This window comes from Borrelia recurrentis A1 (assembly GCF_000019705.1).
Lineage (GTDB): Bacteria > Spirochaetota > Spirochaetia > Borreliales > Borreliaceae > Borrelia > Borrelia duttonii.
In genome coordinates this window covers 1-23,228 of record NC_011260.1, presented here as the reverse complement: position 1 = coordinate 23,228, position 23,228 = coordinate 1, and the positions used below count along the sequence as shown (strand labels likewise).

Genomic DNA, 23,228 nt, shown 5'->3' with positions numbered 1-23,228 from the left:
CCTTTGCATCTTTTTAAAAAGAGGTAGATCATATATATTCACAACATAATCTTTTAAATTTTAATTTAAGCATAGCTTGGTAATACAATTCCATTTTTTTAAGTTCTTTTGCTAGTTTAACTTCGTCAAGCTCACATAGCTTATTATTAAGATCTTGCTCGTCTTCATTATTAATTCCGTCTCTAAGTCTTTCAATTTTGCTTTCTAAACCTTTATTTCTTTATTGTATGATTTAAGTTCTAAATCTAAATAAACTATAAATGACGCAATAAATTCTAATCCCAATCTATTTCTAGCCATATGAAGCTGGCTTTTAACACTGCTTGATTGTGCACTATACTCAGATGCACGAATTAACACATTATTTAGAGTTTCTTCACTAATTGTTACTTTTTGATGTTCTTCTAAATTATTGCTTTCTCTAGACTCTCATCTACATCTCATTTTACATACATTAGCACGACTTACTCCCATCTCTTTACTAATCTGTGCATCACTAAGCTTTCATTCATTAAAATACACAATATAATCATCAAATGATGTCTTTACTTTATTCATATCTCTTCAAACTTCTAAATTAACAAAAATTAATTTAATTTAACATAAACTCTATAACAAAATAATAATTTTACAAAACATATAATAAAACTACAGATATATTTTTAAAATAAAAACATATTATTAATTCATTGTGTATAATGAAAAATAAGGAGAATATTATATAAAAAAAATATATTAATACTTTGCATCACATTATTTTTATATGGTTGTAATGCAAATAAACATAAAGAACCTCCTATAGTTTTAGTAAATCCATCTGCAAGCATTATGTCAACTGAAGAAAAAAATAAATTCTACCTATTAATATATGCATTTGATATATTAAAACAAGATAAACTACTGAGCAAACAAGATACACTACCTAGTCATCAAAATGTTCCAACAACAGAAGTAACTAGTTTACTAAATAAATACGATAGATTTCGAACCTGGATTTTAGATGATGCACATGTACAAGAACAAAAAAAACTAGCTAATTCCTTCCATGATGCATATACTTTTTTAATTAATAAAAAAAATGAACTTGCAAGTAATCAGGACATTAAGCAATATATAGAAGGTGCTTTTATCTATTATTCAAATGATAAATATAAAGGTAATCATAAATATGACCCTAGTCTATATGGAAAGATAGATTCAAATGATCCAAATTATGTAGACCTATTTTTTGATAATCTTATAACAACAGTAATTGGGAAATACGATACTAATGAAGAAATATTCCAAAAACTGAAAGAAGAACTTCAAAATAAAGAAAGTGATACCTATAAACGGTTATTGGCACTATGGACAAACTAAAAATTAGTAACAAACAAGTTATTACTTAAAGATAAATCAATATTTAGCAACTACGATTTAGTAGTTGCTAGTTATATAATAATCAAAGTAATTCATACAACATAACAATAATCGCTATATATTTTAATATCACAAATATGTATTAAAACTAAGGAGATTTACATGAAAATAACCAATTTTACTTTGATTTTATTACTATTAATGAGTAGTTGTAAACAAGATAATAATACAAATAAAGGAATTAAGAGTAGAAACAAAAGAGACTTAGAACAACAAGTAGAAGCACAAAAAACACCTGAAGAAGCATTAAGAGAAAAATTAAACGACAATCAGAGAAAAGGTCTAGATTTTTTAAAAGATGCTTTAAGTAATAGCGAATCTGAATTTAATAAATTTTTAAATGCAGACGAATCCAAAATAAAAGATGCTCTTGATCACATTCAATCAGAACTTGCAAAGTGCACAAGAGATAATGCAGCTGAACAAAAAGAAACATTCAAACAAGTAGTAAAAGGTGCTCTGCAAGCTGGCTTAGATAATTTTAAAAGCAGTGCAGACAGTACTTGTGGAAATAATCAATAAGATTATCAACAGAATTTAAAATGCAGATTTAAGAAAGAAAGTATCGAGATATTTTCATACAAGTAAAAGTATAAATAAAAAGATTTAAAAAAAAGTAAAAAGTAAACAAAATGTTAACTTGAAGTTAACACAGAAAGATAAATTAAAAAAAAGAGAGATATCTCTCATTGCAAACAGATGGGTCGTTAAAATGAAATCTAGAAAGAATAGACAGCAAATTTTTAAGTATTTGTTAAAGTTACCACAAAGTTACTAGATATTTTGTGCTGCACCCTTAAATATCAGCCCTTCTAATTAAAATAAATGTCTTACACATTAAATTTTGCATACAATGGAGAGACATATAATTTGACATAAATTAAGAGTATTTGCTAACATATTTATACATAAATTTAATTATTTTTATATCATTTAGTTAACACATAAATTACATGAAAGAATATGAAATATTAAAAGCAAAAATCAAAGAACTCAAGAAACAAAATTCAATATTACTTAAAGAAACAAGGCAATATAAGAAAGAATTATTACAAACAAAAAGCAATACTAAATCTAAATCAATACCAATAAGATTTTATTTAAATGATAAGACCATAAGATTAGTAAAGAAAAGTATAGACAAACTTAAACAGATAGATCCAATCTCAGGATGGTTTGTTCATATACTCTCAATTACAGGTTGTAGAGGAGTAGAGATTCAAAATATAAGACTTGATGACATAGTAAGAGAAACAAACAATAATAGTGATGTGTTTTATAATTTACGTGTAAATGTAGCAAAAAAGAGAAGTAATATTTGCATTAGAGAAGTAGTAATAAGTAAATCTGAATTTGAATCTATAGAAGAAATTCATAAACTTAATTTTAAAAATAAAGGACAAGATTCAAGACGTACTTACCTATTTCAAAAAAGTAAACATAGATTTAAAGATAATAGAATAAATATAAGTAAAATTTCAAAACAATTTAAAGAATTGTTAACAAAATCAAGATTTAAACATCCTAAATCACTACATATATGCCGCAATATATTTATTGCAACACTTAAAAGTAAAGGATACAATTCATTTAAAATTAAAGAATTAATGAAATATGCATCAACATCTGAAATAGATAATGTTTATGGTCTTTCAAAAGCAAGTAAATTAAAAGCATATCATGATATTAAAGACGGTTTTAAATAATATTGTATATTTCATGTATTGCTATATAATCTATGAAAACATAACATTAAATCAATATATTACTACAAACTAACAAAAAGAAGTTGCAATTCTTTTTGTTAGAATTTTTTATTTGAGAAATAAAGGTTAAAAATAAGTTAAAAAAATAACTCAATACATAGTATACAATCAAATTTAACAAAAATCAAGATTTAACATAATAATATAAGCACAAAAAAGGCATATAGCCTTTTAACAATGAATACATATATGGGGATAATAATAATATGCAACAATGGAAATTCGTATTTTTCTAAATATACGCTTAGATTTTAGATGATATTCTTATCCTCTATCTTTTAAAAAAAAGAGGATCATATAAAACTTCCGTATTATTTGTTGCCATAAAATAGGACCCAACAGTATTCTTTATTTTAACTTCACTTATCTCAAATTCATCTTTTAAACATTTATAATCTTTATCCTCAACACGAACATCTCGTTTAATGCAAAAAAACTTAAGATACTACATGGATTTAAAATATAACAATTAATCCTCATATTTTATAAATATTTTATAAACCTCTAAAAAGGAATATCTTCATTAAATTCACAAGCAGGATCAGGAACAGAAGTAGGAACAAGAATAGGAATATCAACTTTAAGATTATGATGCTTACTGTCTACACCAAACAATCTCAGTAATATTATTAGCTATAGAAAAATTTAGTATAGCTAAATTTGTGCTACTATAAGACAAAATTGAATCTCTAATTAAGCGTTCTGATAATGTAATGTTATTAATGTCAGACATCAAAACCCCCATCATCATAAAGCCTACGTCTGATTTCCATTATTTGGAGATCACAAGACAGACTACCTAAATATTCATTGTATTCTTTTGTTGCATGATAGTCATAAACATATTTTTAAATAATATTTCTGAAACATTTATATATAAATTTTAACATACGATATAAAATTATTAAAATAAAGATTATTAGATGTATAATCATCTGCTACACCTCCCATTAAATTGCATATGAAATAGAAGATACAGTATTAGATATATAGAACTTACGACTAGAACTAATATCATAATAATCATAATGATCCGTAATTAATTTAAATCTATCTTTAATAGCACGTTTACTTGAATTTAACGCAAATATATTCTTTCCTAATCTATAAACAATATTATCTGCTAATTCAAAATCCATAGATAACTTACCAAATATATCTTTAAGAACATCTTTATCTTGTTTAGCAAGTGCATATAATTCTTTAGCATTCTCTTTCTCTTTCTTCTCTATTTCTGTTTACTTAGATTGAATATCAACTAAATGTCTCTCTAAAAGTTCTCGCTCTTCAGCACCAATATTTAAATTAACAATATTGATAAAACTTACAAACTCATCTTTATAACTTAATTTTGATAAGTCTAAATAATATTTACTATCTTGTAAGAATAGTCTTATATGATTAGTTAAATCTTCTATGTCAATAAATGTTTGCTTTTTATTTGAAATTGAACTATCATGAATGGCAGTAATTAAGGAGTTTAATATGGGGAGTACAAAAAGGCCTATCAATAATAAATACCAACACAAATTAATCGTTTTAATATCAACATTAAATTATATAAATTCTCACTTTAAGCAATATAATCAAAATAAAATACTCTATTACTTTAATAATAACTTAAACAATAATGGTCAAAAAAAAGCTACACTCAAAACCCTACAAAGTTATTTATACAAATTAGAAAAAGAATTTCACGTAACTAGTAACTATTACAGACATTTAGGAGAGAATTGTGGTACTGAAATTCACTACAAACTTAGATTTTCTAAAAAAGTATGTCACTATAAAATCAATAGACATTTTAGAAACAAAAAAGAAGACAGATTTCAACAACGCGCTAACTTATATCATCAACAAACATGCACTAATAATGAAAGTCTAAAGAAAAATGGGAGTGTAGAAAAATGGGAGTGTATTAATAATAATAGTAATAATAATAAGAAGAATAAAGAACTAGAAAAAATAGAAAAAGAAAAGGCACAGCTAGAAAAATACATAAAGAAGTGTGAATTCAAAGATGATAAATATCTCTCTGTTTTGAATTTAGAAACAACAAAAGAAATAAAAATAGAAAAGCTAATAAAACTGAAGAAAGAAGAAAATAAAAGAGAAAGAGAACGAAATAAGAGCAATAGATTAATAGGAAGACAACAAGAATTAGAAAAGGCATTAGCAGAGACAAAGGAAGTATTAAAAAAAGAAGGATACAATGAAAAGCAATTAGAAACAGAGATACAAAAAGCGTATAAAAAGTATAAACACAAGCCCCACTTTATCGTAGAGAGTAGTAAATACGGAGATTTAGGGCAGATAATAAAAAGGATTAAGAAAACAGTTGAATGCAAGAAAAAAGGTAAAAAAGAAGACCATAAGCAGATTAGAAATAATATATTTAGTATACTATTAGATCAGTTGAAGAACAAAGTAGAGGTTAAAATTTTAGCGCCAATTTTAAGAAATTATTTAAGTAATCAGATTGATTTGAAATATAGCCAAGTATTTAATAATCACTATTATTACGAGATTTTAGAGATGGTAGAGGGCAAAGAGCATTTAAGAATAGAGGAGTATGAAAAAATTGTTGACTAAGGATTTGTTATGGACAGTGTATTAGAGCGTCTTAGAGAAAAAAAAATAGAAATTAAAGAAAAAGGAGATAAATCTATTTTTATCAAAATAGAGGAAAATAATAGTAGAAAAGTATATCATACAAAAATTGTAATGGATTTTTATACATTTGGAGTTAATAAAACTCAGAAAAATAAATTTTTTATTGCATTTAGAAATTTGTTGAGTATGAAAAAAATCTATGAATTCAATTTGTTTTCTTTAAAAGAAGATGACAAGTTTTTAGGTATTTTTTATGGATATAGAAAGCCAATGCAAAAAATTGTGACTAGATATGAAGAGAATGGTGTTATGAAGTCATCTACATTTTCAAAAATTTATTATATAGAATTTAGATTTAAAAAAGGAAGTGTGTTTTGTTATATTAAAGGAATTTCGCGTTTAATTAAAAAAGAAAAAAAGGAAACACAATATAGTCAATTTTTACTTGAATTAATAGTAAATTTAGAGAAAAAAGTATATGAATTTTATGGAAAGAAATTATTAGAAGGAGGTATTATAACTAAATGGATCGAAAAAAATCAAAAATAATTACTATTGCATCAATTAAAGGTGGGGTTGGTAAAAGTACGACCAGTCTTATATTTTCAACTTTGTTGGCACAGAAATTTAAAGTTTTGCTTATAGATATGGATACACAAGCATCTTCTACTAGTTATTTTATTAAAGATATAGAAAGCCAAAAATTTGATGTTGTCCAATTTAATATATATGAAGTAATAAAAAATAATATTAATATTAATGAATCAATAGTAAATATCAAGAAGGGTTTAGATTTAATACCTAGTTACTTAACCTTGTATCAATTTAATGCTGAGAATATTTTATTTAAAGAAATGAGGCTAAAAGAAAATTTAAAATTATTAAATGAAAAATACGATTATATTATAATAGATACAAATCCTAGTTTAGATTTTACTTTAGTCAATGCTTTAGTTGTTAGTAGTTATGTGATAGTACCAATGACAGCTGAGAAATGGGCCGTAGAAAGTCTTCAATTATTAGAACATTTTATCGTAAAAGCAGGATTTAAAATACCTATATATTTAATTGTAACTAGATTTAAAAGAAATAAAACACATAAGTATTTGTTGAATATTATAGAAGCTAAGGATAATTTTTTAGGAGCTATTAAAGAGCGAGAAGATTTAAATAGAAAAATAGCTAGCAATACCGATTTTGATATTAATAAAGATTATATAGTGGAATATCAGAATATATTTAATAAATTTTTAGAGAGACAAGTATAACATAAATATATTATCCATTTAATGGACAAAGGAGGTGTAAAGTGAATATTCAGTTAAATGATAGGGTCTTAGAAAAGTTTGATAGTAAAGAACAGTTGAGAATATATTATAATAAATTAAAGGAAAATTTTGTAAATTCATTTAAAAAAGAAATTGTTTATAAAATAGAATGTATGAAAATTTTAAAGGAAATAAAGGATAATGGTTATTACAAGATGGATGGATTTAAAACTTTTGATGCATTTACTAAAAATTTTAAAATAGCTAGGAGTCAAATATATAATTATTTAAAATTAGCGGTCGCTATGGAAGATGGTGTTGTAAGTGAAGATTACTTATTGGAAAATGGCATTAATGACACTCTTTTGTTGATAAAAACTAATGGTAGTGAAACAATAAAGAAATCAAGACAAAATCCAATAAAACCACTTCGTTTTCAACTTAGAAGTCAAGGTAGTTATGATTTTTATAAGGAGAATTCTAAATTTACTAGTTTTGTATTGGATGAACTTTTTGAAAATAGAAAGGAGTTTCTTGAAGAACTTCAGAATGAGTTTGAAAAATTGAAGGGATAATTAATAGGTAGTTTTTATGTCTGATTTATCATATAGGACATATCGAATAGAAGACTTAAGCTATGAATTTGTTAAAAAAGGGTTTTAGTGAAGAAGCTATAAATTTTATTTTGCTTAATAATGATTATTATATCTATTATCGATTATAATGTCTATGATAAGTAAATTTTTCATAAACTGAAAGATATATAGAAAAATAAGGGTTGATTTTATTTTAAATTTATTATACACTACTTTTTAGTAGTATTCTTCGTTTATACTACCTTAATTGCTATCGTTTAATTAGCTTTTAGAGCTTGATTAAGCATTCTAAAAAGAGTGTTTAATTAGGCTCTAAATTTTTATATTATAACTTTTAATGTTTGAATATTTTTTGCAATTTTTATTATTCCTTATGTTTTTGTTATATTATTTTTATATATTAGAAATTAAGGAGTGATAAATGAATGCAAAGAATATTACAAAAACAAATATACAGGAAACAACAAAAATTAATAATAAAAATACAACAATGAATCAAAAGAGAATAGATTTTTTAAATAACCTTAAAACGTTGAGAATGGGTTTGAATTGTGTAGACAAAAATCTTGATGGATATGGATATAAATATCAAGATTTTAATGAAATAGTAAGGAAAGTTAAGAATTTTATTAAGGAATATGATCTAAATATTGATTTTGTACAGTATCCAACTACAAAGAGTATTGATTGTAATTTAATAGATGTTGTTACAATAACGTTTTATAGTCCTTTAAGTGGATATTAACATTCATTTGATACATCAACACATATAAAAGAATTGAAGTTTCTTGGGGTCAAAAGTCAAAATACATGGCCGCAGCTTGTGGGGTCTGCAGCAACTTATTTTAAACTTTATGCACTAGTTGCATATTTGTCAATAGAAAATGAAGTTGATACTGATGCTAGTAATTTAGATATTGAACAAAAGAACAATAAAGAACAAATTGAAAATAATATTTCTAATAGTGAAGATAGTAGTACAGACAAACTATCTATAGATGTAACAAAAGCAAGATCAATAGAAATTAGAGTAAAAAATCTTTAAATTGTTTTGAAATTTTATTTATGTTTATTCTATTATCTTTAAATTTATTTTTGCTTTTTTGAAATAGATAAGTACGTTTTGTGTCTTTGCCTTTAGATATAAAATAATCATGATGTACTCTCATAATAGATTTATATTCATTTTCACTAATTACTACTTCTCTGATGCAAATATTACTTCGCTTCTTTGCAACATTTACACGTAAACTATAAAACATTTCACCATTATTGCTTTTTTCTTGTGATATATCATAGGTTTGACATTTTGATCTCTACTTCTCTACAATCAGTTACTGATAATATGTATATGAACCATCCAGAAATTGGATCTATATTTTTGAGTTTTGTGATGCAGCGTTTTACGAGTTTTGTTGTCTTTTCATTCAGATAGAATCTTATAGGAATGGATTTGGGTTTAGTATTTTTATTTTTAAGTTTACTTATTAACTAATAATTTTAAAAATTATTAAATGGTTAATTAATATATTAACAAATACTTATAAGTTTAGTCAATTTTTTGGTCCTTTCTTTGTATTTTAAAAATGACATGTAGTTTGGTTTAAGTTAGTAGAAGATATAGTTTGAAATATTTTTGGAACAAATATCTAAGATACTTATTCCTATTTTTTACTATATGCTTGTTTTCTACTCCATTTTAAGCCTATTACTTTGTGCAATGATAATATCTTGCCTCTATCTTTCTTTTGTTTACCTACTTTTTATCATAGGTTAACATAAAGTTAACTTCCTTCACTTTTTATAAACTTTTAATTTATTGCTTACTTACAATAAAATCAAAATTTATCTTTTACTTCTGAAATATCAAGTGTTTTAAATTTGACTAATATATCTTTGAGAGTCTTTTTACTGTGAAATAGTGTATGGAAATTATATGTAAAGAATAAAAATATCTGGTTATTTTTAGTTCCATATTTTTTCCTTGTATCTTTACATGATAAAGGATTATTTGTGCAATCAATGGCATCACGTATATATTCATCTAAAGTTTTTTCAGGTGCATTTTCTGCTCTTCTTTGCTCTAGACAATTATAAGCCTCAGTAAAATCTGTATCTAGTTCTTTCTTTGTGTCGGGATTATCTTAAATCCAAGAAATAAATTTATCATATTTGTCTATTGCTATTTTATAGTCGTCATAATTTTGTAGTTGTCTTTTATCTTTTTCATGTTTGTTCAAGTCTTCTCTTGCTTTTTCTATATATTTGTTAAATCCATTAATAATGGTATTAAAATTCTTATTGTAATTCGCTTGTTGTGTGTTTGTAGGTTCTTTTACTTTATCTGTACAAGAGTAAATTAGTATTAGACTATAAATTAGTATTTGTTTTAGATATTTATACATATAATATTCCCCTTGTTTTTAAGTATACTATTAGTTATTTTGGTTTGTATAGAGATTTTTAAAAAAGATTTGTTTTTAATTTTATCTTTATTCTTCTATTTCACAATTACTTGATGCTTGATCTTTAAATTGTTCTAAATTATCACTATTACTTTCAAAATAACCTTTTAAACTTGGAAAGTTTAATGTTTTGTTATAAAGTTTATGTTAACTAAAATTAATTTTTGTTAAATTATAAGGTTGAAGAGATATGAATAAAGTAAAAAGAGCATATGAAGATTATGCCATGTATTTTGAAGAAGGTCGATTAAATGATGCTGAAATAGCGAAAGAGCTTTGTGTTACACGAGCTAATGTAAGTAAAATGAGACAAAAATGGGAAAGTAGTAAAGATAATCCCACAGAGTTTTATAGTGATAATAAAGTAACTATTTGTAAAACTACTCTTAATAGTATCTTAGATCGAGTACTTGAAACCAATGCCAAAGCACGTGAGCTTAAAAGTAAATTTAGTATAACGAAAAGTCAACTTGGACTTAAGTTTATGAAGGCATTTAATAATTATTTAGAATTAGAACTTGAGGATTGTATAGAAGAAATAAATCTATTGGAGAGAGAGATTAAAATGATTCAAAATAAAGGAAATAGTAGAGAACTTCAAGATAAGAAGATTAAGCTTAAAGATTTGAAACGTGAGAAAGAAGATAAAACAATGAAGTTATGTTATGAAACAATGAAGAAACTCAAAATTGCAGACTTAGATGAGAGTAGATTTAAGTTTGGAGGATAAGTAAATGGATATATATAGTAGTAGTATTTTTAAGTATATGCAAAGGGAATATAAGCGTGAATTTGGGATTGATATTGCGTTTTTTATTAAACCAAAACCAGTGGTTGTTGATTTTGAAAGATTTGAAAATAAGTTATTGACTAAAAAACAACGTAAAGTGTTAAATGATATTGAAAAGAATAATCAAAAAAAAATTATTTTATCAGGTGGAATTGCAAGTGGTAAAACATTTTTGGCTTGTTATTTATTTTTAAAAACTTTACTTAAAAATAGACATCTTTATAGGAAAGGTACCAATAATTTTATATTAGGCAACTTACAGAAGTCATTAGAAATTAATGTTATAGAACAGTTTGAAAATCTTGCTAATATTCTTAAAATACCTTTTGTTCCCAAATATTCAAATACGTCATATTTTGGAATCAATTCTTTAAGGGTTAATTTATATGGTGGAGATAAAATAAGAGACTTTGAAAGATTTAGAGGATCGAATTCTGCTGTTATATTTATGTTAATGAAGCAACAACTCTTTATAAAGAGACATTAAAAGAAGCGCTTAAGAGACTAAGAATGAATCCAGAATTTATTATTTTTGATACTAATCCTGATCATCCAGAGAATTATTTTAAAATAGATTATATTGATAATAACACAATATATTCTACATATAATTTTACAACGTATGATAATGAGACAATTTCAAAGGAATTTATAAAGACTCAAGAAGAAATTTATAAAGACTTGCCAACATATAAAGCCGGTGTACTACGAGGAGAATGGGTTGCAAATAATGATGCGATATTTAGTAATATTAATATTATTGAAGACTATGAATTTAAAAGTCCTATATCTTATTTAGATCCTGCATATAGTAATGGTGGTGATAATACTGCTCTTTGTGTTTTAGAGAAGGTGTCGGACAAGTATTATGCATTTATATTTCAAGATCAAAAACCAGCTGTTGATCCATGTATTATGAATACAATAAAGGTAATAATGGGGAATTTAATGTTAATACTCTTTATATTGAAGATAGAGATGATATTAAAGGAGCTGGGGCTTTGACACGTGAATATGTTAGACTTCGAGATAATATGGAAAATTACTTTAGAATTGCACCAATAAGACCCAAAACAAATAAACACGCAAGGATTGTTTCTTTATTAACACCATTTACTTATAACAAGATGCATTTATTAGATTATAGTAGTCGTTTTGTATTTAATGATATTTATTCATATAATGGATATGTCAAAGTTCATGATGATGCTCTTGATGCATTATTAGCAGCATATTTAATTATGTCTTTAAATTATTGTGATAGAAGTCGACATTTTACTAAATTTACTTTCATTTAGCTTATAAATTATTGTATAATAATTACATAAGGAGATTCTTTATGGAGTATATGCAAATGGAACCTGTAATTACTAGGCAGATGGTATTAAATGAGCTTGTAAAAGCTGGTATTAAGAGAGATATTGCGGACGATTTATCTTATAGATACTATAAAAATGAACTTACTACTAAAGATCTTCAGTATTTAAAAGAAAACTTTGACATCAAATTAAAACATTTAGAAGAAAAAATTTTTGACACGAAAGAAGAACTTATTAATAGAATGGATAGTAAGTTCACTGAACTTGATAATAAGATAAATACTGTTGAAAGTAACTTAAAATCAGAGATTTCTCTTGTAAGAAAAGATATGGAACTGAATAAAATAGAACTTGATACTAAGATAGATAAATTTGCATCAGAGGTTAAAGGAACATTTAAATTACATGCTTGGATGTTTGGAACCATTATTACTTTAACTATAGGAATTTTATTAACGCTGATATTTAAATAAGTAAATGTTTCTTCTATCTAAAGAATAAGTTTAATTTTTTTTGCAAATTTTTTATAGTTTTTGCTTTTTTTTAGCAAAAATAAATAATTTATCTATAATTATTTATTGTATATTGAATAAGGTTAAATAAGGTTGATAGGTTAGAGGTAAAATTAGACACAATTCTAAAATCAATCTAATTAATAGTTGAATTTAAGTTATATTGAATATAGTTAAAATTATTGGATAAGGACGCTGAAAAGGGAGCAATGAAGCTTTCTTTTTTATTTGCAGTATTGTGTATGTTGTATGAATAATATTCATATAAATCATCATTTATTGACTTTTTTGTTTGTTTTCTAAGAAAAGCTATAAAAAAGCTAAAAAAAATAAATAAGGAGGCTAGAAGAATGAAGAAAGAGAAAGAAGTAGAGGGGAAAGTAAGAGTAGTAATAATGATGGTGATGATAGTGATGATGATGGGATGTAATAGTGGGGGAGTTAGGAGGAGGAGAGGGGAAGGTAGACTTAGCAAAGAAGAATAGTTTTTTAGAGTCATTAGTTGCGATCGGAGAAGGTTTTCAGGAGATTTTTGCTGGGTTTGGGAGTGCAATAGGGGATGTATTAGGGTTTAATGCTGTTAAATCTGACGATAATAGAAGCAAAGTAGGAGAACATTTTAAGACTATTGGAGATGGATTGAAGAATACTAAGGATAAATTAGCTGAGTTAGAGAAAGAAATAGTTGCTGTTCCTAATGCTGATACTAAAGGAGTTGAAGCTGTTATTCAAAGTTCTAGCGCAGTGATTTCAAAGTTAATTGATTCTGTAACTAAGCTTGTTGGGGTAACTAAAGAAGGTAATACTGATATTGGTGATAATGCTGCTGGTGCTGCAGTACCTGCTGGAGAGGCTAACATTAAAGTTGTTATTGCGGAAGTTAGAGATATGATTGATATTGCTGAAAAGTCTGGTGTAAAAATTGATGCTGGAACTGCTGGTGGTGAAGTGGCTGCTGGTGCTAATACTGCGCCTGCTGTACTTTTAGTGGAGACGCTGCTGCAGCTACCTTAACAATAGAATTAACACTTGTTAAATCTGCAGCCTCTCTGCAAACTCATTCTTAATAGCACCCCTATTGCACCAGCACCATTAGCCCCACTAGCCGCTATTTTTGCTACTAACTCAATCTTACCTATCTTCCCAATAAATTCCTCTACCCTCTCTTTTACTTTTCCATAATGCCCATGTTCTTCCAAAATCTTACTTAATTTCCCTTTCACTATCTTCACTGTATTCTCAATCTTACTAAAATACTTCCTTATCTCTTCCTTCTTTGTATCTGCTTTGATTCCTAATGTCTCGGCAACCATAGAGTAACAAAAACGTCCAAAATTATTTCCCTAAATTAACAATCTCACTCGAAAACTTCACCTTAAACTCTTCTCCCACATTACCACAAGATACTATTATATAAAGTCGTCACATTACTATTTTTACCTTTTTTGTTTTGCTTTTCCCTTGAACACATATTTATAAACGTTAATTTATAAAATAAAATACTCTTAATATAAATATTTAAATTCAACAACATTTTAATTTAACCATTAAAACAATTTATTCTCTAAATACTAACAAAAGCTAATAGCATAGTGCTATTAGCTTTATTTTTCCAATACTTACCTTGTTAATTAAATATTAATTATTAGAAGAAATTGTAAGCTCCTTAATTGCAGAGGCTACTGCTACTTCAGCATTCTTTAACAACTCATCAATTGCGGTGTTTAAAGCAACAAGATCTTTGGCTCCTTTATCTCCAACAGCATCACTTTTAAGTAAAGCTTTTTTTGCATTCTCATCAGAAGCATCTTTTTTACCAAGATCAGCACTTGCTCCTTTTACTGTATCTGTAAACTTTTTACTTGCAGTTTTAACAATAGTAATTTTTGCCTTTAACTCAGTAGAAACTTCAGCTTGTTGTTCTAATGCGTCTAATTTAGTGCTTACAGACGATATTATACTATACGCTGCTGAAATCAAAGAACCATTCTGACCACCATCATCACTAAGATTACCCGCACCCTCAACTTTCTTTCCTATAGCTTTAGCTAACTCATCAACCGACTTAACTAAAGTATGAACTTCCTTTACTTTCCCTGCAAACTCCACCGCACTCTTTATCTTCTCCCCTACTACCTTTAAATCTATTACACTCCCATCTCCCTTCCTTGCTTTCTCTTCCTCTCCTTCCTTTATTCCTCCTCCACTATTACATCCCATCTGTTATATCTGAAAAATTTTAGACCCTAAAAATCAAGACAAACTTTTAAACATCGGAATATGTGCCTTATTAACAACCTTTGTAAAATGGAAGATTATGACGAAAGAACTATCAAAAACTCTCTTAATTTCATCGGTTTCAAAAATTTACATGACAAATATATCTTCATTTTTAAAACGGGATCTTTATTGAAAATTGAAAAAATATTTCTTCATACATTTAAAATGCTATTAACAATTTGGCAAAAGCACATATCAAAACTATCAATGATTATACATCTTGAACATCATCTAATGATGACAAACTTCTGTATCATTTAACAAAAGTTTATCAAGAATTATAATGCACACCTTCACCTTCAATATCACTAAATACTTATCATAACAATTTTCAGATTAATAAATTAACAACCTATTTTATAACCAAAAATATAAATTTCATGACATTGCCGTAATCTCCATAAATTTATACAGACTTTACATATAGGCTATACCCCTCCTTGCATTTTTTATATCTGAAAATAAAAAATTAAAAACTACCAAATTTTTCAAACATATAAAATTCATATGACACTACAAGTACAACTAACAATACAATTCTTAAATCAAAGAATATCTTATATATAAAATGCTAGTATTTCCTTTTTAATCACATTTCAAGTAATCTAAATACTCATTACTTGCTGTCACTATACAAACTATATTAAATTCCTTTTTGTAACTTGTGTTCATATTTTTTATGAAGATTTTCTAAATATTCTTTATTATTTATAAAAAGTTCATCTAACACAAAACACATAAATTTAGTGTCTCTCTTATAAAAATCATAACTATCTTGACTTTTAAACTGAAAACACAATTGTTTTGTCAAATTATGCTTCGATTTTTTTACAATATTCTTGATTCCCAATTTTTTTATCGTATTTTCAATCCCATTATTGATTATAAAATCATAATCAATAATACCCTGCGCCATACCTGATACTATTTTAATATATTTATATGCTTGAGACTTGGCTATCTTAAAGTCAGCTAAAAATCCATAAAAACTTTTATAACCATCAAATATATATAATTTCTTTTCATTTATCAAACTTAATACTTTTGCTGTCTCTATCTTATTATAAATATCATCTACTACCAAAGACTTGAGCCGGTCTTTTAATCTCAAATACTCTTCCTTACGACTATCTTCGGGCAATTTTACAAACAAATTATCTTCATTTACTTTAACTCTTCTCCCAATGATCATCTTATTTTTATTTTTAATACCCATTAATACTCCTTTTGTCTATAACTGGACAACTTGTCTTTGTTACTTTTTCAAAAGATTATTTAGAGCCTTTTTATATGCTTGATAATAATCATTATCCAAACAAAAATCTTTTCTATAAAAAATTGTTTTCTTTATATCATCCCTCTTAGGAATAATGCCTATCAATTTTTCTCTATAACGAATTTCTAATTCTGATATTATTTCCTTATCTATACTCTGTCTCTCTAAAGCACCTGTTACTAAAAAGTTAGGCTCAAGATCTTCCCTATAAACTTTTTTTATAGCATCTGTTATTAAATCTATGCTTTCAACTGCCCATAAATCAGAATTAATAGGAATAACCAAGTAATCAGCAATAATCAAAGCATTATTTAAAAGATGCCCTAAACTAGGGTTTGTGTCTATTATTATATAATCATACTTCAATTTAATTGATAGAAGTCTCTTTTCTAATAGATTATCTTGCAAAGGAATACTTTCCGAATTAAAAGAGGACAACTCTAATGAACTTGGAATTATATCTATAAATTCATTCATACTAAAAATACAATTTTCTATATATTTTCTCTGCTTAAGAATTTCATAAAGATTATATTTTTCAATATCCACATTTTGGTCTTGCAATTGCAATAAAAAATAACTAGTAACACTGGCTTGAGGATCGCTATCAATCAATAAAACTCTTTGCTCCTTAGAGGATAATATGTTGCAAAAAAACAAAGCACTTGTACTTTTCCCAACACCACCCTTAATACTTGCAATAGTAATTATTTCTGGTTTTTTTCTATCCACTTTACTACAATTCCCCCCTTTGGTAATGTTTTGTCATAAAATTCATACACTTTTTTTTCCAGATCTATCAAATGACTAAACAAAATTTCACAGTATTTTTGATTTTTTTTTTCTTTTTTTAATAAATTTTTCATACATTTTATATAACAAAATACACTTCCATGTTTAAATCTAAATTCTACATAACAAACTTTAAACATTTTTATAGACTGATTGGTTCCGACTGCATCATTTTTATAATTTATGATTATTGGTTTTTCCAAATCTTTGTATCCATAATACATTCCTAAAAATCTGTCATCTCCTTTTATCGAAAATAAATTGAATGCATTTATTCTTTCAGACTTAAAAATATCTCTCATACATATCAAAAATTTATTTTTTTGTTTTTTATTTTCACCAAAGACGTAAAAGTCTTTGGTAATTTTGGTATGATACATTGTTCTATTATTTATTTTCTCTATTTTAATAAAAGTATCGTTTTTTTTATTTTTATTTGTTGGTTCAATTTTTATTCTTTTTGATCTTAAACGTTCTAAAGGGCATTGCATACTTTATTCCTCTTTATTGCTCTGATTATAATAACCCCTATTTGCAAATTCTGCAAGCTTTAACTGCTTCAACCAATTTTTTACCCTAAAAATACTCTCTTCATATCTTTTTTTATTTTTATTTTCTTCTATTTTATCTAAATATTTCATTGTTTTTCCTTTTGTAACTTTGCTTATTTTAAAGATAATATCATTTTTTTCTTTATCTTTTATTTCTTTTTTATTATTTATAATATGACTGACATTTTTAGTTGCATTTTTAGGTTTATAAATTTTAACTTTTTTGTTTTGTAAATATTTTTTTTGTGTTTTCTTTGTGAATTTATATATTGCATTAGCATCATGTTCAACTATAGATTCTTTACTTTCTAATAAACGGTTCAAGTTGTTATTGCTATATTTATTAACAGTATATCTTATATAAGAACCATTACTTTTTCCCAATCTGATTAGTGTTTTTTCAATAATGCCATTTTTACATAAAAAGCATAAATCTTGTCTCAATGTTCTGAGTGTTGTTATTTTAATATCATCCTTTTTAAGGAAAAAATTTAATGTATTTAATATTTTTGTTTGGTTGTAATTAATAGCATTTCTTTGAAAGTATTTAAGTATTGATAATATTTTATAGTATCTAGTGTGATATTGTTTTAATGGTTGTGTATTAAGTTCTAATTTTTGTTTGGTCATCTGGTTTCTCCTACTGCGAACTCATTTTTTCTAAATTATACATAATATTTTTTTAAATGTAAACAATATTAAAATTATTTCAATTAACAAATATTTGCAACCTGAATAAAGTTAAGCAGCATCAAAAAATTAAGAATCTCTAATTAGAGATTCTTAATAAAATTCAAAAATAAAAATAAGATTTCACTAAATTATACTCTACTTATACTAAAAACAATATTTTTAGCCTAAATAAACAGCAAAACCTAAATATTAAGAAATTAGAAACTAATGTAAATTAAATTATTACTTAATTCTTAAGTGCATCACATAAACCTTCAAATATATTGTCACTAAAAATATTATTACCATTAGAATTGTCTGAAGATGTATTACTTGAAATATCATTGTCTGAAGTATCAATATCATTAGTTGTAATATCTTTCAAAGATTCTTTGAACTTTTTTTTGAGTTTTACAAGGTTATCATTATAATTACCACCACATTTTTTAAGGTTTGATTGCATATTATCAAGCACAGGTTTAATTTTTGATATATCTAAAGCTAGAATTTTACCATATACATCTGCTTTTTTAGTACCTAAAGAATCTCTTACTAAATCTAAAAATAAGCTTTGATCTTTTGTTATTTGTTTTTTTACAGATTCTTCCCTCATCTGAATATCTTTAGGGTAATTATTGATCGCATTAGGATTATGCCAACAACTATTAAATAAAATACACGAAATATACAAGAAAATGAAAGCATTTTTCATAAATAAACCTCTTTTAAAGTTAATTTTAAATAAAATATATAACAAAAGTTAAAATAATTGAAAAAATACAAGAAAATAATATATATTTAAAGCTAAAAATTTATTTTGGAAAAGAAATAACGAGTAAGGTAGGTTAACTAAGATGTATTGTATACAAATCACATCACAATCAAAAAAGCAAATCGCTTTATATACTTTAACTACTAGCGAAAATTGATATAAATATGAAATAACTACAAAATAGTAGATTTTATTAATAACCCTAAGCCAGGGACATTAATATAACCTACTAAAAGGTTCTCAACCAAACAGTTCATTATAGGTAGTTACCACAAATAACCACATTATGTAATGTATATATTACTACATTAAATTCCTTTTTGCAACCTCTGTTTATATTTTTTATGAAGATTTTCTAAGTATTTTTATTATTTATGGCATTAATACTTCTTTTGTTTGCAACTGAACAACTTGTCTTTGTTACTTTTTCAAAAGATTATTTAGAGCCTTTTTATATGCTTGATAATAATTATTATCCAAACAAAAATCTTTTCTATAAAAAATTGTTTTCTTTATATCATCCCTCTTAGGGATAATGCCTATCAATTTTTTTATGACTAATACTTTATTCCTCTTTATTGCTCTGATTATAATAACCCCTATTTGTAAATTCTGCAAGCTTTGACTGCTTCAACCAATTTTTACCCTAAAAATACTCTCTTCATATCTTTTTTTATTTTTATTTTCTTCTATTTTATCTAAATATTTCATTGTTTTTCCTTTTGCAACTTTGCTTATTTTAAAGATAATATCATTTTTTCCTTTATCTTTTATTTCTTTTTTATTATTTATAATATGACTGACATTTTTAGTTGCATTTTTAGGTTTATAAATTTTAACTTTTTTGTTTTGTAAATATTTTTTTTGTGTTTTCTTTGTGAATTTATATATTGCATTAGCATCATGTTCAACTATAGATTCTTTACTTTCTAATAAACGGTTCAAGTTGTTATTGCTATATTTGTTAACAGTATATCTTATGTAAGAACTATTTCCTTTTCCCAATCTGATTAGTGTTTTTTCAATAATGTCATTTTTACATAAAAAGCATAAATCTTGTCTCAATGTTCTGAGTGTTGTTATTTTAACAAATATTAACAAATTCATCTCCGCCTAAATTTCATAGAAATTATAGGTGGAGATGAATTTGTTAATAAATGGATTTATTTTGATTTTGAATATATTTTTTGATGATATCAATAGAGGCTCCTCCAGTAGAAATAAGACAATAACTTCTAGACCAAAAATAAGGTTTCCAATAATATTTATCTAAATGAGTAGAATATTTTTTCCTTATAAGCCTTGAAGATACTGTTTTTAGATTATTGATAAATTTAGAAGGTTGAATATTGGGGGTAAATTCTAGTAATAAATGAATATGATCCTTATCATGGTTGAATTCATTAAGGGTTATTTTCCATAAAGAACATATATTAAGTATTATTTGGTAAAGAAAAGATGAAAGCTCGGCATTTATGCCTATATTTAGTAACTAATACTAGGTGATAATTAATAGAATATACGCAGTGATTATTAAAAGTTAGCTTGTGTGACATATACACTTAAGTATAAAATATTATAAAATAATAAAACATATGAGTGCTAATAAAGCTTATAAGTACAGAATATATCCTAACACTAATCAAAAGAAATACTTTTCAAAAGTATTTGGATGCGTAAGATTTTTGTATAACAAAATGTTAAGTGATAAGAAAGGCTATTATGAAAAGAATAAGAAAAGTATTAGCGTTAATCCAAGTAATTATAAAAATGAATTTCCATTTTTAACGGAAGTTGATAGTTTAGCTCTTTGTAGCGCATGGATTGATTTAAATTTTGCGTATAGTAATTTTTTTAGAGAACTTAAAAAAGGAATAAAGCTAAATCTAGATTAAGAGTTGCCAAGTTGCATAGGAAAATTTCAAATCAAAGAAAAGATTTTTTACATAAATTATCTTATTATTTTGTAGCTAATTGTAAAAATATAGTAATAGAAAGCCTATCAATTAAAAGTATGCAAAAAGGAATGTTTGGCAAAAGTGTTAATGATTTGGGATGGCATGAGTTTGTAAGACAATTATCATATAAATCAGAGTGGTGCGGGAGCCTATTTACATAAAGTTGATAGATATTTTCCATCAAGCAAGCTATGCAACAATTGCGGTATTAAAAATACAACTCTAAAATTAAGTGATATTAGGTGGAGTTGTAGGAGTTGTAACACTTTGCACGATAGAGATATAAATGCAGCTCTAAATCTTAAGGCTTATTATTATAAGGAAATAAAAACTAAGGCAGGAACTGCCTGAAGTAAAGCTTGTGGACCATGCTCTCGTGGATGATCGTTCTTATAGAACCTAAAAAGCTATCATGGGATGAAACAAGAAGCTATTTCTATAATCTTTGATTTAGAAATAGCAGTTCACTACGAATCACTTATGTTTGTTGTGTCTTTATTTAAAAGATGATAATTATATTATGAAGTTTTTGGATATATATACAATTAGTAAAGATGTAATATCAGTAATGTCATAGTGTGAAGTAAAGGAATTATTTATCAGATGAGGTATATATTTTATATCGTAAAGGATAAATAAAAGTTTATGCTTACTTTGATTAATACATGTACTCACAAAATAGAAAGACAAATCTTTTCTAATATCTTTGTGTTTTCAACATCAACTAAATTTCACTTATTTTACTTAACAATAAATCCTCAAAATACTATAATAATTATATAAGGAGATTTTCATGGAGTACATGATGCAACCAGTAGTAACCAGACAAATGGTATTAAATGAGCTTGTAAAGGTGGGTATTAATAGAGAAATTGCTGATGATTTATCTTATAGATACTATAAAAATGAGCTTACTATTAAAGATCTTGAGTATCTTAAAGAAAATTTTGACATAAAATTAAAACATTTAGAAGAAAAAATTTTTGACATAAAAGAAGAACTTATTAGTAGAATAGATAATAAATTCAATGAGGTTGATAATAAGATAGACAACGTAAGAAGTGAATTGAGATCAGATATTAGAGATCTTGATAAGAAAATTGATACTGTAAAACATGATTTAAAGTCTACTATTAAAGAACTTGATAATAAGATGAATACCATTGAAAATAACTTCAATATTAAGATTGATACTAAATTTAATGAGCTTGATACTAAAATTGAGATTAACAAAATGGAACTTAATAGTAAATTAAAATTACATAATTGGATGTTTGGGACTATTATTACCATAACTGTAGGAATTTTATTAACGCTGATATTTAAATAAATAAATATTTCTTCTATATAAAGAATAAGTTTAATTTTTTTGCAAATTTTTTATAATTTTTGCTATTTTTTAGCAAAAATAAATAATTTATCAATAATTATTTATTTTATATTGAATAAGGTTAAATAAGGTTGATAGGTTGGAGGTAAAATGAGACACAATTCTAAAATCAATCTAATTAATAGGTGAATTAGTATATATTGAAATATAGTTAAGTTATTATGTAAGAATTTTGGCAAAGGGAGAGCAAGAGAGCTCTCTTTTTTTATTTGCAGTATTGTGTATGTTATTAAATCCTCATTTATTTGTTTTTTGCTTTTAAAGATAAGCTAGAAAAAATAAAAATAAGGAGGCGAAGAAAATGAAGAGAGAAGAAAAAAAAGGTATGAGAGAAATAGAGAGAGTGAGAGAGAGGAGATATAAATAGAGTGAATAATATAGGGAATAGAATGAGGATTAAGGGAATAATATTGATGATGATGATAGTGGTGGGATGTAATAGTGGAGGAGGAATAAAGGAAGGAGAGGGAGAGAGTTCTCAGAGTAAATTTTTGAAGTCTATTATTGGTTTAAGGAATGAATTTTCTGAATGTTTTTACTTCTTTTGGCCATATGGCTGGAGGAAACTCAGGGCTTAATGCCGTTAACTCCACAGATAAGAGAAGTAAAGTGGGGGAACCTTTTTAGACTATTCGAAATGGTTTAAGAACCCTAGGGTACATTGGTGGAGTATCAAAAAAAAGCTTCCCCTCCTATGCGGATTTAAAGGGCAGAACCTGTTTTTACGGCCCACGAAGGTTGCCAATTGCTACTTTTTACCGACTTGGTGACAACCACGAAGAAAGCCAA

Annotated in this window: 23 protein-coding genes and 8 pseudogenes; 15 read left to right on the top strand and 16 right to left on the bottom strand. The window is 25.8% G+C overall.

Translation table 11 applies throughout. The annotated features are described in order from the left end of the window. Window positions 1-204: 204 nt before the first annotated feature. Entirely contained in the window at window positions 205-360 is a 156-nt protein-coding gene (locus BRE_RS06745; protein ID WP_232212785.1) for a hypothetical protein, read from the bottom strand. Window positions 361-828: 468 nt separating this feature from the next. Between BRE_RS06745 and BRE_RS05635 the strand changes: the two genes are divergently transcribed. From BRE_RS05635 to BRE_RS05625, 3 genes are all read left to right on the top strand, one after another. Then, window positions 829-1,359 carry a hypothetical protein gene (locus BRE_RS05635; RefSeq protein ID WP_041178263.1) on the top strand — a complete coding sequence of 177 codons (531 nt, stop codon included), beginning with the start codon at window positions 829-831 and terminating at the stop codon, window positions 1,357-1,359. Window positions 1,360-1,521: 162 nt separating this feature from the next. Then, a complete protein-coding gene (locus tag BRE_RS05630; protein WP_012539731.1) occupies window positions 1,522-1,941 on the top strand; it encodes an Mlp family lipoprotein in 420 nt (139 codons plus the stop codon). Between the two features lie 431 nt (window positions 1,942-2,372). Continuing rightward, the gene (locus tag BRE_RS05625) at window positions 2,373-3,125 is read left to right on the top strand and encodes a tyrosine-type recombinase/integrase (RefSeq protein WP_012539730.1); all 753 of its coding nucleotides are present in this window, start codon (window positions 2,373-2,375) and stop codon (window positions 3,123-3,125) included. A gap of 331 nt (window positions 3,126-3,456) precedes the next feature. Here BRE_RS05625 and BRE_RS06140 read toward each other — a convergent pair whose 3' ends face one another. The 3 genes from BRE_RS06140 to BRE_RS06735 all read right to left on the bottom strand — a co-directional run bounded on the left by BRE_RS06140 (window position 3,457) and on the right by BRE_RS06735 (window position 4,696). After that, window positions 3,457-3,612 (bottom strand): DUF261 family protein, encoded by a 156-nt coding sequence (locus tag BRE_RS06140; RefSeq protein ID WP_232212787.1) that lies wholly within the window; start codon window positions 3,610-3,612, stop codon window positions 3,457-3,459. A 523-nt stretch (window positions 3,613-4,135) separates the two neighbouring features. Next, entirely contained in the window at window positions 4,136-4,342 is a 207-nt protein-coding gene (locus BRE_RS06740) for a hypothetical protein (RefSeq protein ID WP_332248267.1), read from the bottom strand. An 81-nt stretch (window positions 4,343-4,423) separates the two neighbouring features. Then, window positions 4,424-4,696: a hypothetical protein gene (locus BRE_RS06735; RefSeq protein WP_041178261.1), complete on the bottom strand. Its 273-nt coding sequence runs from the start codon at window positions 4,694-4,696 to the stop codon at window positions 4,424-4,426. Between BRE_RS06735 and BRE_RS05610 the strand changes: the two genes are divergently transcribed. The 5 genes and pseudogenes from BRE_RS05610 (at window position 4,671) to BRE_RS06880 (ending at window position 8,707) form a co-directional block, all read left to right on the top strand. Beyond that, a complete protein-coding gene (locus BRE_RS05610) occupies window positions 4,671-5,777 on the top strand; it encodes a plasmid maintenance protein (RefSeq protein ID WP_041178260.1) in 1,107 nt (368 codons plus the stop codon). The two genes, BRE_RS06735 and BRE_RS05610, sit on opposite strands and share 26 nt — an antisense overlap. A gap of 9 nt (window positions 5,778-5,786) precedes the next feature. Next, window positions 5,787-6,347, top strand: coding sequence for a DUF226 domain-containing protein (locus BRE_RS05605; protein WP_012539728.1), 561 nt, complete (start codon window positions 5,787-5,789; stop codon window positions 6,345-6,347). Further along, window positions 6,323-7,066, top strand: coding sequence for a ParA family protein (locus BRE_RS05600; protein ID WP_012539727.1), 744 nt, complete (start codon window positions 6,323-6,325; stop codon window positions 7,064-7,066). Before BRE_RS05605 ends, BRE_RS05600 begins: the two co-directional genes overlap by 25 nt. A 41-nt stretch (window positions 7,067-7,107) precedes the next feature. Next, on the top strand, window positions 7,108-7,641 hold the full coding sequence (locus BRE_RS05595; protein WP_012539726.1) for a chromosome replication/partitioning protein: 534 nt from the start codon (window positions 7,108-7,110) through the stop codon (window positions 7,639-7,641). A 442-nt stretch (window positions 7,642-8,083) separates the two neighbouring features. Then, window positions 8,084-8,707, top strand: a pseudogene (locus BRE_RS06880) (ERF family protein). Here the strand turns inward: BRE_RS06880 and BRE_RS05890 are convergent. From BRE_RS05890 to BRE_RS06715, 3 genes and pseudogenes are all read right to left on the bottom strand, one after another. Beyond that, window positions 8,688-8,924 (bottom strand): hypothetical protein, encoded by a 237-nt coding sequence (locus BRE_RS05890; RefSeq protein ID WP_049752040.1) that lies wholly within the window; start codon window positions 8,922-8,924, stop codon window positions 8,688-8,690. The pseudogene BRE_RS06880 and the gene BRE_RS05890 overlap by 20 nt on opposite strands. 576 nt (window positions 8,925-9,500) lie before the next feature. Continuing rightward, window positions 9,501-9,776: pseudogene (locus tag BRE_RS06720) on the bottom strand (Mlp family lipoprotein); the annotation flags it as partial. A 30-nt stretch (window positions 9,777-9,806) separates the two neighbouring features. Beyond that, window positions 9,807-10,067 (bottom strand): hypothetical protein, encoded by a 261-nt coding sequence (locus tag BRE_RS06715; RefSeq protein WP_041178259.1) that lies wholly within the window; start codon window positions 10,065-10,067, stop codon window positions 9,807-9,809. Window positions 10,068-10,317: 250 nt separating this feature from the next. Here BRE_RS06715 and BRE_RS05575 point away from each other — a divergent pair, with 250 nt between their 5' ends. From BRE_RS05575 to BRE_RS05560, 4 genes and pseudogenes are all read left to right on the top strand, one after another. Then, complete coding sequence (locus BRE_RS05575) at window positions 10,318-10,857, top strand: DUF603 domain-containing protein (RefSeq protein WP_012539725.1); 540 nt, start codon at window positions 10,318-10,320, stop codon at window positions 10,855-10,857. A gap of 4 nt (window positions 10,858-10,861) precedes the next feature. Beyond that, window positions 10,862-12,215: pseudogene (locus BRE_RS06875) on the top strand (PBSX family phage terminase large subunit). Between the two features lie 41 nt (window positions 12,216-12,256). Beyond that, window positions 12,257-12,709 (top strand): Bdr family repetitive protein, encoded by a 453-nt coding sequence (bdr, locus tag BRE_RS05565; RefSeq protein WP_041177921.1) that lies wholly within the window; start codon window positions 12,257-12,259, stop codon window positions 12,707-12,709. 389 nt (window positions 12,710-13,098) lie between these two features. Then, a pseudogene (locus tag BRE_RS05560) lies at window positions 13,099-13,720 on the top strand (variable large family protein); the annotation flags it as partial. A 101-nt stretch (window positions 13,721-13,821) separates the two neighbouring features. Here the strand turns inward: BRE_RS05560 and BRE_RS05555 are convergent. The 9 genes and pseudogenes from BRE_RS05555 to tnpA form a co-directional block, all read right to left on the bottom strand. Next, a pseudogene (locus tag BRE_RS05555) lies at window positions 13,822-14,116 on the bottom strand (variable large family protein); the annotation flags it as partial. Between the two features lie 270 nt (window positions 14,117-14,386). Further along, a complete protein-coding gene (locus BRE_RS05550; RefSeq protein ID WP_012539724.1) occupies window positions 14,387-14,968 on the bottom strand; it encodes a Vsp/OspC family lipoprotein in 582 nt (193 codons plus the stop codon). A 703-nt stretch (window positions 14,969-15,671) separates the two neighbouring features. Then, on the bottom strand, window positions 15,672-16,244 hold the full coding sequence (locus BRE_RS05545; RefSeq protein WP_012539723.1) for a chromosome replication/partitioning protein: 573 nt from the start codon (window positions 16,242-16,244) through the stop codon (window positions 15,672-15,674). A 39-nt stretch (window positions 16,245-16,283) separates the two neighbouring features. Further along, window positions 16,284-17,036: a ParA family protein gene (locus BRE_RS05540; RefSeq protein ID WP_012539722.1), complete on the bottom strand. Its 753-nt coding sequence runs from the start codon at window positions 17,034-17,036 to the stop codon at window positions 16,284-16,286. Next, window positions 17,012-17,587, bottom strand: a complete 576-nt coding sequence (locus BRE_RS05535) for a DUF226 domain-containing protein (protein ID WP_012539721.1) — start codon at window positions 17,585-17,587, stop codon at window positions 17,012-17,014. The genes BRE_RS05540 and BRE_RS05535 overlap by 25 nt, the downstream gene beginning before the upstream one ends. A 3-nt stretch (window positions 17,588-17,590) precedes the next feature. Continuing rightward, entirely contained in the window at window positions 17,591-18,277 is a 687-nt protein-coding gene (locus tag BRE_RS05530; RefSeq protein WP_012539720.1) for a plasmid maintenance protein, read from the bottom strand. Window positions 18,278-18,566: 289 nt separating this feature from the next. Continuing rightward, window positions 18,567-19,031: a hypothetical protein gene (locus BRE_RS05525; protein ID WP_156768718.1), complete on the bottom strand. Its 465-nt coding sequence runs from the start codon at window positions 19,029-19,031 to the stop codon at window positions 18,567-18,569. Between the two features lie 690 nt (window positions 19,032-19,721). After that, a complete protein-coding gene (locus BRE_RS05515) occupies window positions 19,722-20,192 on the bottom strand; it encodes a hypothetical protein (protein WP_198004649.1) in 471 nt (156 codons plus the stop codon). 49 nt (window positions 20,193-20,241) lie between these two features. Next, window positions 20,242-20,647 (bottom strand): annotated as a pseudogene (tnpA, locus tag BRE_RS06115) (IS200/IS605 family transposase). Window positions 20,648-20,686: 39 nt separating this feature from the next. On the opposite strand from tnpA, the pseudogene BRE_RS05510 reads away from it, so the two are divergent. The 3 genes and pseudogenes from BRE_RS05510 to BRE_RS05500 all read left to right on the top strand — a co-directional run. Then, window positions 20,687-21,400: pseudogene (locus tag BRE_RS05510) on the top strand (RNA-guided endonuclease TnpB family protein). A 442-nt stretch (window positions 21,401-21,842) separates the two neighbouring features. After that, on the top strand, window positions 21,843-22,379 hold the full coding sequence (gene bdr / locus BRE_RS05505; protein WP_012539718.1) for a Bdr family repetitive protein: 537 nt from the start codon (window positions 21,843-21,845) through the stop codon (window positions 22,377-22,379). Between the two features lie 449 nt (window positions 22,380-22,828). Then, window positions 22,829-23,144: pseudogene (locus BRE_RS05500) on the top strand (variable large family protein); the annotation flags it as partial. Window positions 23,145-23,228: the final 84 nt, after the last annotated feature.